The 12,333-nt window shown below is 70.1% G+C and carries 17 protein-coding genes; 7 read left to right on the forward strand and 10 right to left on the reverse strand.

Annotation, left to right across the window (positions count from 1 at the left end):
- Positions 1-96 precede the first annotated feature (96 nt).
- From IW245_RS24515 to IW245_RS24525, 3 genes are all read left to right on the forward strand, one after another.
- On the forward strand, positions 97-516 hold the full coding sequence (locus IW245_RS24515; protein ID WP_197005512.1) for a Fur family transcriptional regulator: 420 nt from the start codon (positions 97-99) through the stop codon (positions 514-516).
- Between the two features lie 43 nt (positions 517-559).
- A complete protein-coding gene (locus IW245_RS24520) occupies positions 560-2,002 on the forward strand; it encodes a catalase (RefSeq protein ID WP_197005513.1) in 1,443 nt (480 codons plus the stop codon).
- 111 nt (positions 2,003-2,113) lie between these two features.
- Positions 2,114-2,701 carry a Uma2 family endonuclease gene (locus tag IW245_RS24525; protein ID WP_197005514.1) on the forward strand — a complete coding sequence of 196 codons (588 nt, stop codon included), beginning with the start codon at positions 2,114-2,116 and terminating at the stop codon, positions 2,699-2,701.
- 21 nt (positions 2,702-2,722) lie between these two features.
- On the opposite strand, the gene IW245_RS24530 is transcribed toward IW245_RS24525, so the two are convergent.
- Complete coding sequence (locus IW245_RS24530) at positions 2,723-3,931, reverse strand: MFS transporter (RefSeq protein ID WP_197005515.1); 1,209 nt, start codon at positions 3,929-3,931, stop codon at positions 2,723-2,725.
- Positions 3,932-4,069: 138 nt separating this feature from the next.
- Complete coding sequence (locus IW245_RS24535; RefSeq protein ID WP_197005516.1) at positions 4,070-4,942, reverse strand: RecB family exonuclease; 873 nt, start codon at positions 4,940-4,942, stop codon at positions 4,070-4,072.
- Positions 4,943-5,001: 59 nt separating this feature from the next.
- Between IW245_RS24535 and IW245_RS24540 the strand changes: the two genes are divergently transcribed.
- Positions 5,002-5,238 (forward strand): DUF6191 domain-containing protein, encoded by a 237-nt coding sequence (locus IW245_RS24540; protein ID WP_197005517.1) that lies wholly within the window; start codon positions 5,002-5,004, stop codon positions 5,236-5,238.
- A gap of 39 nt (positions 5,239-5,277) precedes the next feature.
- Here the strand turns inward: IW245_RS24540 and IW245_RS24545 are convergent, their stop codons facing one another.
- The 8 genes from IW245_RS24545 to IW245_RS24580 form a co-directional block, all read right to left on the reverse strand.
- Positions 5,278-5,883, reverse strand: a complete 606-nt coding sequence (locus IW245_RS24545; protein WP_197005518.1) for a MarC family protein — start codon at positions 5,881-5,883, stop codon at positions 5,278-5,280.
- A gap of 18 nt (positions 5,884-5,901) precedes the next feature.
- Complete coding sequence (locus tag IW245_RS24550; protein WP_197005519.1) at positions 5,902-6,888, reverse strand: PHP domain-containing protein; 987 nt, start codon at positions 6,886-6,888, stop codon at positions 5,902-5,904.
- Positions 6,889-6,898: 10 nt separating this feature from the next.
- Positions 6,899-7,666, reverse strand: coding sequence for a PH domain-containing protein (locus IW245_RS24555; protein WP_197005520.1), 768 nt, complete (start codon positions 7,664-7,666; stop codon positions 6,899-6,901).
- 8 nt (positions 7,667-7,674) lie between these two features.
- Positions 7,675-7,833, reverse strand: coding sequence for a hypothetical protein (locus IW245_RS24560; protein WP_197005521.1), 159 nt, complete (start codon positions 7,831-7,833; stop codon positions 7,675-7,677).
- A gap of 86 nt (positions 7,834-7,919) precedes the next feature.
- Positions 7,920-8,555 (reverse strand): DUF6758 family protein, encoded by a 636-nt coding sequence (locus IW245_RS24565; protein WP_307788912.1) that lies wholly within the window; start codon positions 8,553-8,555, stop codon positions 7,920-7,922.
- Positions 8,556-8,606: 51 nt separating this feature from the next.
- The gene (locus IW245_RS24570) at positions 8,607-9,215 is read right to left on the reverse strand and encodes a TrmH family RNA methyltransferase (RefSeq protein WP_197005522.1); all 609 of its coding nucleotides are present in this window, start codon (positions 9,213-9,215) and stop codon (positions 8,607-8,609) included.
- Between the two features lie 5 nt (positions 9,216-9,220).
- Positions 9,221-9,700 (reverse strand): hypothetical protein, encoded by a 480-nt coding sequence (locus tag IW245_RS24575; protein ID WP_197005523.1) that lies wholly within the window; start codon positions 9,698-9,700, stop codon positions 9,221-9,223.
- A 43-nt stretch (positions 9,701-9,743) separates the two neighbouring features.
- Positions 9,744-10,199 carry a MaoC family dehydratase gene (locus IW245_RS24580; protein ID WP_197005524.1) on the reverse strand — a complete coding sequence of 152 codons (456 nt, stop codon included), beginning with the start codon at positions 10,197-10,199 and terminating at the stop codon, positions 9,744-9,746.
- A 246-nt stretch (positions 10,200-10,445) separates the two neighbouring features.
- Between IW245_RS24580 and IW245_RS24585 the strand changes: the two genes are divergently transcribed.
- The 3 genes from IW245_RS24585 to IW245_RS24595 are packed head-to-tail and all read left to right on the forward strand — an operon-like array spanning position 10,446 to position 12,315.
- A complete protein-coding gene (locus tag IW245_RS24585) occupies positions 10,446-10,844 on the forward strand; it encodes a hypothetical protein (protein ID WP_197005525.1) in 399 nt (132 codons plus the stop codon).
- Positions 10,832-11,698: an MFS transporter permease gene (locus IW245_RS24590; protein ID WP_197005526.1), complete on the forward strand. Its 867-nt coding sequence runs from the start codon at positions 10,832-10,834 to the stop codon at positions 11,696-11,698. Before IW245_RS24585 ends, IW245_RS24590 begins: the two co-directional genes overlap by 13 nt.
- Positions 11,674-12,315, forward strand: coding sequence for a lysophospholipid acyltransferase family protein (locus IW245_RS24595; protein WP_197005527.1), 642 nt, complete (start codon positions 11,674-11,676; stop codon positions 12,313-12,315). Before IW245_RS24590 ends, IW245_RS24595 begins: the two co-directional genes overlap by 25 nt.
- The last annotated feature ends 18 nt before the right edge of the window (positions 12,316-12,333 follow it).

Genomic DNA, 12,333 nt, shown 5'->3' on the forward strand with positions numbered 1-12,333 from the left:
CGTCAGTGTGGGGGCTCCGCGTCAGCCGGGGCAATCCTCCACACCGCCCGTGGGATTTATTTGACTCATTCCAGAAAACCTGGTTACCTGGTGGTCATGCCAAGTGACCAGCAGCTCCGAGCGCATGGCCTCCGGGTCACGAAGCCGCGTCTCGCGGTGCTCGACGTGCTGGCCGGCGGGGGCCACCTCGACGTGGACGAGATCACCCGCCAGGTGCGCGACCGGCTCGACAGCGTCTCCACCCAGGCGGTCTACGACGTGCTGGGCGCGCTCACGCGTTCCGGGCTCGCCCGAAGGATAGAGCCGGCCGGTCATCCCGCCCGGTTCGAGGCGCGGACGGGTGACAACCACCACCACGTGGTGTGCCGGGGCTGTGGAGCAATCGACGATGTTGACTGCGCCGTGCATTACACCCCATGCTTGACCCCGTCGAAAAGTCATGGCTTCATCCTCGACGAGGCTGAGGTCACCTATTGGGGCCTGTGCCCTAAGTGTCAGGAAGTCACCGAAGACTGAGATCCGGGAGTCCGGGTCTCGCCCCTAAGTTGGAGGAGAGACGTTGACCGAGCACTCCACGACCGAGACCGGCTCCCCGGCCCCCAGCGACGCGTTCTCGCTGACCGCCGGAGCCGACGGACCGATCCTGCTGCACGACCATCACTTCATCGCCCAGATGGCGCACTTCAACCGTGAGCGGGTGCCGGAGCGCAACGTGCACGCGAAGGGCGGCGGCGCGTTCGGGCACTTCACGGTCACGGCCGACGTCAGCGCCTTCACGAAGGCCGCCGTCTTCCAGCCCGGCACGACGACGGAGACCCTGCTGCGGTTCTCCACGGTCGCCGGTGAGCAGGGCAGTGCCGACACGGCCCGCGACCCGCGCGGTTTCGCGCTGAAGTTCTACACGACCGAGGGCAACTACGACCTGGTCGGCAACAACACCCCGGTCTTCTTCATCCGGGACCCCATCAAGTTCCCGCACTTCATCCGGTCGCAGAAGCGGCTGCCGGACACCGGGCTGCGCGACAACGACATGCAGTGGGACTTCTGGACGCTCAACCCGGAGTCCGCGCACCAGGTGACGACCCTGTTCACCGACCGGGGCACCCCGGCGACGTGGCGCGAGCAGCACGGCTTCGGCTCGCACACCTACAGCTGGGTGAACGCTGGCGGCGAGCGGTTCTGGGTGAAGTACCACTTCGTCACCGAGCAGGGCATCCGCAACCTGAGCGCGTCCGAGGCCGCGACGATCTCGGCGGAGGACCCGGACTTCCACCGCCGGGACCTGATCGAGCACATCAAGCGGGGCGACCATCCGTCGTGGACGCTGAAGGTGCAGATCATGCCCTACGCCGACGCGCCCGGCTACCGGTTCAACCCGTTCGACCTGACCAAGGTCTGGCCGCACGGCGACTACCCGCTGATCGAGGTCGGCCGGCTGACCCTGGACCGCAACCCGGAGAACTTCTTCGCCCAGATCGAGCAGTCGGCCTTCGAGCCGTCGGCGCTGGTCCCGGGGATCGGGGTGTCCCCGGACAAGATGCTGCTGGGCCGGATGTTCGCCTACGCCGACACCCACCGGCACCGGATCGGCACCAACTACACCCAGCTGCCGGTGAACCAGCCGAAGGTGCCGGTGAACACGTACACGTTCGACGGGGCGATGCGCTTCGAGCACAGCGGGAACTCGCCGGTCTACTCCCCCAACTCGTACGGCGGCCCGGTCGCCGACGAGGTCAGGGGCGCCGAGATCGGCTGGGAGGTCGACGGCGAGATGGTCCGCTCGGCCGCGACCCTGCACGCCGAGGACGACGACTTCGGCCAGCCGGGCACGCTGGTCCGCGAGGTGCTCTCCGACTCCGAGCGGGCCGCGCTGGCCGGCAACGTGGTCGGCCACCTCAAGGGCGGGGTGTCCGCGCCGATCCTCGCGAAGGCGCTCGCGTACTGGCGGGCGATCGACAAGAGCCTCGGCGACGCCATCGCCAACGGAGTGAATGGGCACTGACCTGGCGATGATCTCCATGTATCGATAGACTCGGCCTCCCTCGCCCGTTCGAGGGAGGCCGAGTTTGCATGGGTTTGTGCGATAATCGGGCCAACGGTAGGGGGTGTGCAGGTGACCACAGGATGGACTGACGCGCTGGCCGCCGACGCCCGGGACGCCCAGACCCTCCGCCGGATCCTCGCCGATCCGACGAATCCGGAGGTCTATCCGGACTCCATCCCGCACGAGCTGGTCAACGGAGCGATCATCGTGACGCCACCGGCAGGACCCACGCACGGCTCCCTGCTCGTCCTCCTCGGCACCCACCTCCGCCGCCAGGTCCCCCGCGACCTCTGGCTCGGCATCGACACCTGGCTCTACCTGGACCGGCAGAACCACCCGGCCCCGGACCTGATGCTGTGCCCCCGGCCGGACAGCGAGATGAAGCGGCCGGCCGAGGCGCTGCTCGTGCTGGAGATCCTGTCCCCGGCGACGGCCGACCGCGACCGGGGCGAGAAGCGCGCGGTGTACGCCCGGCACGCCATCCCCAGCTACCTGATCGTGGATCCGGAGCCGCTGACCATCACCGAGCTGCGGCTGGACGGCGAGACCTATGTGGAGCGCCAGTCCGCGACGGCGCCGGGCATCTTCACCACCGAGGCCCCGTGCCCGCTGACGATCAACCTGGGTTCCCTGGCCCGGGAGTTGGCCGCCTGGTGAAAGATCAAGATCCTGTGACGGTTACGCCGCGTTCCCGACCGGGCGCGCGACGGTCGACCGGAATGCCCCCGCGAACGGAATGATCCCCAACACGAGCACCAACGGGATGACGAAGCCCAGCCGCAGGTTGCCGACGAGCCCGACCAGGGGCGCGCCGAGGACGAACCCGGCGTAGTTGAAGAGGTTCACCCGGGCGATCGCCACCCCGGTGTTGTCCGGGTCGAGCCGGGCCGCGGCCGTGAACGACTGCGGCACGATCGCGCACAGCCCGAGCCCGAGCACCCCGAAGCCGGCGATCCCCCACCACGGGCTCTGCGCCGACACCACCATCGCGAGCCCCAAGGTGCCGACGAGTGCACCCACCACCACAGTCCGCACCGACCCGAACCGCTCGCCCAGCCGGTCGGCTCCCGAGCGCCCGAGCACCTGGAAGCCCTGGTAGAAGAAGTACGCCCACGGCGCGACGGACTCCGAACTCCCCAACTCCTTGAGCAGGTACGGCCCGTGCCAGTTCGACGTGGACGAGTCGGCGATGTACATGAACATCATCGCGATCCCGATCATGAGCACCGGCTTCCACGGCACCCTGGCAACGGCCTCCCTGGTGGTGACCGCCGTGCCGGCCGCCCCCTCGGCAACCGGCACGGCGGAACTCTGCGCACCCCGGATCTCGACCCTCTTCAGGAGCCCCGGGCCGACGACCAGCGCGAGGGCCACCCCGACCGCCCCGACGATGCCCAGGTGCACCGACAGCGGGATCCACTTCGCCGCGGCCACGCTGGCCAGCGCGCCGAGGATGCCGGCGACGCTCCACACGGCGTGCAGCGAGGCGAGGATGCTCCGGCCGTACCGGGCCTGGACCGCCACGCCCTGCATGTTCATCGTCGCGTCCACCGCCCCGACGCCGAGCCCGAAGACGACGAGGACCGCGAACAGCGCCGGGCGGTTGGGGGCCGCCCCCGTGGCGGCGATCGTCGCGCACACCAGGGGACCGGCGATCCGGAGCAGCGCCCCGCTGCCGAACCGGGCCGCGAGCCAGCCGGACAGTGCGCTGCCGATCCCGGCGAACACCGGCACGGCGAGCAGGACGAGCGACAGTTCCTCGTCGGTGAAGTGGTGCTTGGCCTGGATCGCCGGGACCCGGGTGACCAGGGCGGCGAAACACAGGCCCTGGACGAAGTACGCCCCTGCGATGGCGAGGCGGGCGCGGCGGTCCCGATCGAGGCTCATAACTGAGGGATTCTCGCGTTACCGGGTGCCCAAAGCAATAGCCCGAACCGGCCGGCCGACCCCGGCACCCGCGCCGGCCGCATCAGGGCCCGGCCCAGCTGTCTCGCGAGGGTGCCAGGCCGCCCGGCGGCCGGTCGGTCACGGTTCCGGGACGGCGGGCGGGCCCGGCTGCCTCGGGACCACCGGCAGGGTGGTGTAGCCCTCCACGGCCGTCCACGGCTCCTTCTTCGGGGCCTCCCGACCGGCGGGGCACGACGAGCGGAAGTCGCAGAACGAGCACAGCGCGCTGGGCCGCATCGGGAACTCCCGGTCCGCCTGGATATCGGCGACCGTCGCCTCGGCCCGGGCCACGTGCCGCGCCACGCTGTCGACCGTGTGCTCGTGCGCCGCGACCGTACCGGTCGGCAGGTGGTGCAACTCCACCTTCCGGCACGGCTTGTGGAACATCCGCTCTGCCGCGTACGCGTACAGCGCCAGGGCCCGGGAGCCGCGCGCGTCGTCCTGGTCGAGCCCCGTGCGCCCCGTCTTGTAGTCGACGATCACCAGCTCGCCGTCGCGCGCGTCGAGCCGGTCGACCCGCCCGGACAGGGCCAGGGTCTCGGTCTTCGCCGCCACGGTGCGCTCCACCCCGAGCGGGTCGCCCGCCGGCAGCCCGGCGACATACCGCTCCAGCCAGCCCAGCGCCGTCTGGTAGACCGCCTTGATCTGGGCCGCGTCGCGGTACCCGTCGGTCGCCCAGGCTCCGGTGAGCAGCCGGGGCAACACCTCCGACGTACGCTGGGAGGCCGGCAGGTCATACCACCGCTTCAGCGCGTTGTGCACGCTCGCGCCGAGGGAGTTGTGCGCCCACGCGGGGCCTCTGGGCGGCGCTGGGCGGTCCAGGTAGGCGTGCCGGTACTTCCGGGGGCAGTCCTCGTAGGTGGTGATCCTGCTCGGCGTACAACTGAAGAGCTTGGGTGGCGCGGAGAAAAGGGCAAGCTGATCATCTTCGTCCGGTTTCGCGCTCGGCATATTCCCATGCTCCCACCCGGGTGCGACACTGGAACATCTAGCAGGGGGAGGGCACGGTCATGGGCTTACTGCGCTGGCTGCGCGGCGGCGACGAGGACAACGCCTCGGCGGGCTCACTGTCGGCCGGCATGGCTGAGCTGGGGGGGTTCTTCTCTCCCGGGCAGCGTAAGCAGACCGAGCACGTGGAGGAGCAGAAGCGGCTCCGCCGGGACGTGACCTCCGCCGACGGCGGCAACCGGATCGATCTGGAGCGCGGCGTGGCCGTGATCCGCAAGGCGGCCCCGGCCGAGGGCTGAGCCGGCAGGACCGGCCGAGGGCCGAGTCCGCAGAACCCCTCAGAAGTGGTTCTTCACGTACTCCACGACGGCGTCGGCGATCAGCTGCACCGCGATGGCCGCCAGCAGGAGACCGGCGATCCTGGTCAGCACCTCGATGCCGCTCGGCTTGAGGATCCGCACGATGATCGTCGAGAAGCGCAGCACCAGGAAAATGATGGTGTGGACGGCGACGATGGCCCCGGCGATCGCCAGGTAGCCCCCGACGGCGTGCGTCCCGCGCACCGCGAGCATCGTCGCCACGATCGCACCCGGCCCCGCCAGGAGCGGGGTCCCGAGCGGCACCAGGGCCACATTCGACGTGACCTCCCGGGACGGGTCGTCCGACTTCCCGGTGAGCAGTTCCAACGCCACGAGCAGCAGCAGGATCCCGCCCGCCGCGCGCAACGCGAACAACTCGATGTGCAGGTACTTGAAGATCTGCTCCCCGACCACCGCGAACGTCACGATCACGCCGAACGACAGCAGCACGGACTGCAACGCGGCCCGCCGCCGGTTGCGGACATCCATGCTGGAGGTGAGCGCCAGGAAGATCGGCACCAGCCCAGGCGGGTCGGTGATCACGATCAGGGTCAGGAAGGTCGCCCCGAGCAGCTTGAAGTCCACGTGCCCACTCTAGGGTCGCTACCCTCGGGCGGGCCCGGAAACCCTCGGCGGCGTGCCGTGGCTCTCGGCGACGATCCGCTCGTACACGGCCATGCTCGTCGTGCGGGCGCCGAGCCGGACCGTCTTGTTCGCACCGTGGTAGTCGCTGGAACCGGTGACGAACAGGCCCAGGTCGTGGGCGAGCGCGAGCAGCTCGTCGCGTTCGGCGTCGGTGTGGTCGGTGTGCTCGGCCTCCAGCCCGAACAGGCCGTGCGCCGCCAGCTGGACGATCATCGAGTCGGGCACCACCCGGCCGCGCTTGGACGCCCGGGGGTGGGCGAACACCGGCACCCCGCCGGCCGCGCGCACCAGGTCGACGGCCTCGAACACGTCGACGGCGGCCTTGGGCAGCTTCCACCGGGCGCCGAGGTACTCCGCCCCGAACGCCTCGTCCACGGAACCGACCACGCCCAGCTCGACCAGCGCGCGGGCCAGGTGCGGGCGGCCGACGGAGCCGCCGGCCGCGTAGCCGAGGACCTGTTCCCAGGTGATGTCGACGCCGTCGGCGCGGATCAGGTCGACCATCCGCTCGCCGCGGTGCGCCCGGTCGTCGACCAGGCCGGCCATGACGCCGGCGAGTTCGGCGTGTTCCGGGTCGAAGAGGTAGGCGAGCAGGTGCAGCTCCATGCCTTCGCGGTCGGCATCGGACCGGACTCCCTCGCCGGCGACGTCGGACCGGCCACCCGTGCCGGCGGCGTCGGGCCGTCCGGCCTTCCACACCGAAGCCCCATGGTCGTCCCACTGACCGCTGGACGTGCCGCCGTCCCACCAGCAGGAGATCTCCGCCCCCGGCACCAGGGTCAGCCCGGCCGGCAGCGCGGCGGTCGCCGCGTCCCAACCGGACGTGGTGTCGTGGTCGGTGAGCGCGACGATGTCCAGCCCGGCGGCCCGCGCCTCGGCCATCAGGGCACCCGGCGGGACGGTCCCGTCACTCGCCGTGGAATGGACGTGGAGATCGATGCGCATGTCGGCGACGCTACGCGTCGTCGGCGCCGCCGCCCTCCTCGCCCCGGCCGAGCCTGGCCTCGACGGCCTCCGGCTCGTACATCTCCTCGCAGACCCGCAGGTAGAGCTCGTTCGGGTTCGGCAGGTGCTTGACCTCGCGGAGCGCCTGCTCCTGGCCGGCGGACTCCAGCACGAAGGTGCCGTAGTTGAGCATCCGGCCGACGGGCGACTGCTCGTACTTCATGTCCGTGACCCGGGCGAGCGGCATCATGGCGACCTTGCGCGTGACGATGCCGGAGACGACCATGACCCGCTTGTTGGTCAGGATGAAGCGGTCGAAATACCAGTCGAGGTGCTTCCAGCCGACCCAGACGAGGACGGCGATCCACAGGAGCACGACGACCCCGGTGACCCCGCCCTGGTTGTGCTTGGCGAGCAGCCCCGACGCGTACCCCATGACGAAGGTGGCCCCGACGCCGATGGCCAGCTCGGGGACGAGGTGGATCCAGTGCCGCCGCCACTCGCCCCGGTACCTCTCCGTTGGGAAGAGGTAGCGCGAGACGAGCGGACTCGGTTCGGGCTCGAGCGGCAGGACCCTGCGGGGACCCACCGGCAGGCCGGCGGCGTCGAAACGCAGACCCTCTAGCTCCTCCTCCGTCAGCACTGGAGCAGAAGCCGGAACGTCCCCAGACGTGGAGGCGTACAGATCCTCCACCGATGGCTCCGGGCGTGCCCGGGGGATCGGCTCGGTGTCCCGGTTCGGTGTCTCGTCCGGGCCGTTGCGTCCGTCGTCGGCCATATCAGCGATCAGCCAACCACACCAGCGAGGAAGTCGCCCATTCCACTCAGCACTTCTCCAATCGTGTCGCCGATCTTCCCAGCCACACCGGCTGCGGAATCAGGCCGATACGCGATGAAGAAGACCAGGAACGCGAGGCCACCCCACGTGAGAATCTTTTTGACCATGGCGAGAATTCCCCTCCCCACTTACTTGCCGCGGCGTTACCCAGAGTATCAGTTACGAGTCGTACAGTGAATGTCTCAGTAGAACTTCAGTCCTCCCCATGAAGATACGGGGACGGAGCCCCGAAGACGAGTGCACTGGGGAGCGATTCCACGAGGTCGTGCAGGACGACCTCTTCCGCCAGTACGTAACCCGCCGTGGCTGGCCAGGCCACCGCATACAGCCAGAAGCCCTTGGCCTCGCCCACGTAGGCGCTGCGGTCGGGCGGCGCGTCGAAGGCCCATAGTGGAGTGGGATGGCCGGCCGCTGTCACTTTCGCGTGCGGCAGGCCTTCCGCCATTCCTGGTCCAGGATCAGCACCCAGTAGGCCGGCGAACCGGGGGCCCAACCCGACCCCGAGCTCCTCGGCGACCAGGACCACATCGGCCGGTCCGCCTTCCAGCGGCGCCGGGCCGCTACAGGCCACAGCCGTCGCCCGGGCGCCCGACCGCTCGTCCCCGACCCAGCCGACCCCGGTGACCGTCCACCCCGGAAGTAAGGGCCACAGGCACCACAAAGGGACCTTTGACCTGTTCCGGACCGTGTCCAGGACCGCCAGGCTCGGCCGGTGGGCACTGCGGAAGGGCAGGACCGGACCGTGCTCGGGGCACCGCCAGTCAGAGTGCATCAGGTCCGGCGGCGACACTCTCCCGCCGCACCGCGGGCAACTGACCGCGACGCTCACAAAATCAGGCTACTCCGCATAGGAGAGGAAAATCACTTTCGAGGTACTCATTCACGCGTGCTGTCGGATCCACGCGTGCATCGCGATCCCACCCGCCACCCCGGCGTTGATCGACCGTGTCGACCCGAACTGCGCGATCGAACAGACCAGGCTCGCCGCCGCCCTGGCCGGCTCCGAGAGCCCCGGCCCCTCCTGGCCGAACAGCAGCACGCAGCGGCGGGGCAGCTCCACCGACTCCAGCGGCACCGCCCCGGGCAGGTTGTCGATCCCGACGATCGGCAGATCCTCGGACCTCGCCCAGGCCAGCAGGTCCTCGACGGTCTCGTGGTGGAACACGTGCTGGTAACGGTCGGTGACCATCGCCCCGCGCCGGTTCCACCGCCGCCGACCCACGATGTGCACCGCCCGGGCCAGGAACGCGTTGGCGGTCCGCACCACGGTGCCGATGTTCATGTCGTGCTGCCAGTTCTCGATGGCCACGTGGAAGTCGTGCCGGCGGAGGTCGAGGTCCGCGACGACTGCCTCGCGGGTCCAGTACCGGTACCGGTCCACCACGTTGCGCCGGTCGCCGTGTTCGAGCAGCTCCGGGTCGTACCGGTCGTCGGTCGGCCACGGGCCCACCCAGGGGCCCACGCCGACCTCGACCTCGTCCTCCGTCACACCGGTCAGGCTAGCGCTCTCGCCAGATCGTCCATGAACCGCTGCTCGGCGGAGGTGACCCGGTCACCGCCCAGGCCGAGGAAGCCGCCGGAGTGCGCCGCCTCGGAGACCGAACCGGCGATCCGGTGCAGCCAGACCCGGTAGGCGGCGGCGTCGGCCGGCTCGGCCTTCGCCGCGAGCACCCGGGCCGCGCGGCGGGCGTCGTCGAGCACCTCGGCGAGGCCGGCCGCCCGGTTGTTGAACTCCTCGGCGGCCGGCAGCTCGTCGGCGTCGGGGTCGGCCTCCAGCAGGAAGAGGTCCGCGTAGACCGCGCGGACCAGAGCACTGTCGTCGATCTCGCCCGCCTGAATGCCGGCGTGCCCGGCGATGCCCTCGTTGACGGTGCGCCGGGGGCCGTCGGCCTCGGCCGAGGTCGCGGCGATCACCACGGATCGGGGCAGCTCCACGAGGAGTTCCCATTCGGCGCCGGTGTACTGGTCACGCATGCCGACCTCCCTGAACGTCACCTTTGTGACGTCCAGGATATGGCTATTCCGGCTTTTTCGGGACCATGACGCGGCGGCGGAAGATGCACACCATCGTGCCGTCCTGGTTGAAGCCCTTGGTCTCCACGTAGACGATGCCCCGGTCCGGCTTCGAGCTGGACTCCTTGACCTCGAGCACCTCGGTCTGGCCGTAGATCGTGTCGCCGTGGAAGGTCGGCGCGACGTGCTTGAGGGACTCGACCTCGAGGTTCGCGATGGCCTTACCGGACACGTCAGCCACCGACATGCCGAGGAGCAGCGAGTAAATGTAGTTGCCGACCACCACGTTCTTGCCGAATTCTGTGGACGTCGCGGCGTAGTGCGCGTCCAGGTGCAGCGGGTGGTGGTTCATCGTGAGCAGACAGAAGAGGTGATCGTCGTACTCGGTGACGGTCTTTCCGGGCCAGTGCTTGTAGATCGCACCGACCTCGAACTCCTCGAAATACCGACCGAACTGCATCTGCGGGCTCCTCACGCGATGGGTTACCGGCCAGTAGCATAACTTTTTCCCCACAAACAGCAACGAGCGGCGAGGCCTCAAGACGCCCGCCGCCCGCGCTTTTTGTTGTGGGGATGATCCTGCTCTGTAAATCTTTGGTTTGCTGTGACGTGCGCCATAGTTACGCAACCGTAAGCACCCATCGACCGAAAGGACTACGTCAGCCCTGGCCGGGCGAGGGATGCCGGCGATTCTAGAATCTCCGATATGCGACTCCGGGTGACGATCACCACACTCGTCGCGGTGGCCCTGCTCCTCGGAACCCTGTTCGGCTCCGACGACGACTTCCCCTTCGGCCCCATCCGGATGTACGCGACCACCGACGCCCTCGACGCGCCCGTCCGCGACACCCGGGTCACGGCCCTCGACGACTCCGGGGCCGTCCTCGAACTCGACGAGCGCGACACCGGACTCCGCCGCGCCGAGGTCGAGGGGCGACTCGGGCTGCCCGACCTGCCCCGGCTGCTCGCGGAGGCCTACGCCCGCCGCAACCCCGCCGCGCCCGCGCTGCGCAGGGTCACCATCGTGGTCACCTGGCACGAGCTGCACGCCGGCCAGCCGACCGGCCGGACCTCAGAGGAGACGGTGGCGTCATGGGAACGGTGAACCTGCTGCGGCCGGCCCGGGCGACCGCCCCGGGCTGGCTGTGCGCCCCCGTGCCTCTCGGCCGGATCGCCGTCTTCCGCACGCTCGTTTACCTGTTCGTCGCCGCCGACCTCGTGTTCTTCACGCCCTGGGTACTCGGGCACGCGACGGCGCCCGCCGGGCTGTACCGGCCGCTGCTCGTCGCCCGGCTGCTGCACCTGCCCGCCCCGACCCCGGTGCTCGTGCACGGCGTGTTCTGGGCGCTGCTCGGGGCGGCCCTGGTCGCGGCGACCGGCCGGTGGCCCCGGGGGTTCGGCTGGACGGTGTTCGCGCTGTACTCCGTCTGGATGCTCGTCGCCATGGGCTACGGCAAGGTCGACCACGACCGGCTCGGGCTCCTCGTCGCCCTCGCGGCGCTGCCCACGGTCGGCCGGGCCCGGTTCGGCTCGACGGAGCCCTCGGCCGCCGGGGGCTGGGCGCTGCGGGTCACCCAGCTCGCCGTCGTGGCCACCTACTTCCTCGCCGCCTGGGCCAAGCTGCGGTTCGGCGGGATCGGCTGGCTCACCGGGGCCACAATGACCCGGGCTGTGCTGCGCCGGGGCACCTGGTTCGGCGGGCTGCTCGTCGGGGTGCCGGGGCTGCTCACGGCGAGCCAGTTCGGGATCGTGGCGTTCGAGCTGGCCAGCCCCGCGGTGTTCCTGGTCCGCGACCGGGTCCGCTATCTCGTGGTCGGCGGGTTCTACCTCTTCCACGTGCTCGTCTTCGCCACGGTCACCATCGCCTTCGCGCCGCACCTGGTGGCCATGGCGAGCTTCCTCCCGCTGGAAAAGGCGGTGAGTAGGCTGCTCGGGTGCCCTACGGACTCGTCAAGGTGATCGCCGGCCCCCTCTTCAAGGTGTACTGCCGGGCCGCCGTCACCGGCCTCGAACACCTGCCGGCCACGGGCCCCGTCCTGCTCGCCTCCAACCACCTCGGCACCATCGACCCGCTGATCCTGCCGGCGCTCCTGCCGCGCCGGGTGACGTTCGTGGCCAAGTCGGAGTACTTCGCCGAGGGGCGGATCACCGGGAAGCTGCTCCGGGCGTTCGGCCAGCTCCCCGTCGAGCGCCGGGCCGGGGCCGCCGCCACCGAGGCCCTGGAGACCGCGCTCGACGTGCTGCGGGCCGGCGAGGTGTTCGGCATCTACCCGGAGGGCACCCGCTCCCCCGACGGCCGGCTGTACCGGGGCCGGGTCGGCGTCGGGTGGCTCGCGCTGGCGTCCGGCGCGCCGGTGATCCCGGTCGGGATGCTCGGCACCGACCGGGTCATGCCGCGCGGGGCCAGTTTCCCCCGGCCGGCGAAGGTTCGGATCCGACTCGGGGCACCCATGACGGTGAGTGGGTCAGAGAAGAGTGCCCGCGACCGACGCCTCGCCACGGACGCGATCATGGCCGCGATCGGGGAGCTGACCGGTCAGGAACGGGCCGGGGAGTACGCGCCGCTGCCGGCCTGAGGCCTTATGGGGTGGAGG

The sequence above is a fragment of the Longispora fulva genome (assembly GCF_015751905.1).
GTDB lineage: Bacteria > Actinomycetota > Actinomycetes > Mycobacteriales > Micromonosporaceae > Longispora > Longispora fulva.

Bases quoted from the DNA above. Each gene is read 5' to 3' on its own strand.
- IW245_RS24550 (WP_197005519.1), bottom strand. From the start codon at position 6,888: ATGCGCATCGATCTCCACGTCCATTCCACGGCGAGTGACGGGACCGTC.
- IW245_RS24555 (WP_197005520.1), bottom strand. From the start codon at position 7,666: ATGGCCGACGACGGACGCAACGGCCCGGACGAGACACCGAACCGGGAC.
- IW245_RS24560 (WP_197005521.1), bottom strand. From the start codon at position 7,833: ATGGTCAAAAAGATTCTCACGTGGGGTGGCCTCGCGTTCCTGGTCTTC.
- IW245_RS24530 (WP_197005515.1), bottom strand. From the start codon at position 3,931: ATGAGCCTCGATCGGGACCGCCGCGCCCGCCTCGCCATCGCAGGGGCG.
- IW245_RS24590 (WP_197005526.1), top strand. From the start codon at position 10,832: ATGGGAACGGTGAACCTGCTGCGGCCGGCCCGGGCGACCGCCCCGGGC.
- IW245_RS24580 (WP_197005524.1), bottom strand. From the start codon at position 10,199: ATGCAGTTCGGTCGGTATTTCGAGGAGTTCGAGGTCGGTGCGATCTAC.
- IW245_RS24540 (WP_197005517.1), top strand. From the start codon at position 5,002: ATGGGCTTACTGCGCTGGCTGCGCGGCGGCGACGAGGACAACGCCTCG.
- IW245_RS24535 (WP_197005516.1), bottom strand. From the start codon at position 4,942: ATGCCGAGCGCGAAACCGGACGAAGATGATCAGCTTGCCCTTTTCTCC.
- IW245_RS24575 (WP_197005523.1), bottom strand. From the start codon at position 9,700: ATGCGTGACCAGTACACCGGCGCCGAATGGGAACTCCTCGTGGAGCTG.
- IW245_RS24515 (WP_197005512.1), top strand. From the start codon at position 97: ATGCCAAGTGACCAGCAGCTCCGAGCGCATGGCCTCCGGGTCACGAAG.
- IW245_RS24585 (WP_197005525.1), top strand. From the start codon at position 10,446: ATGCGACTCCGGGTGACGATCACCACACTCGTCGCGGTGGCCCTGCTC.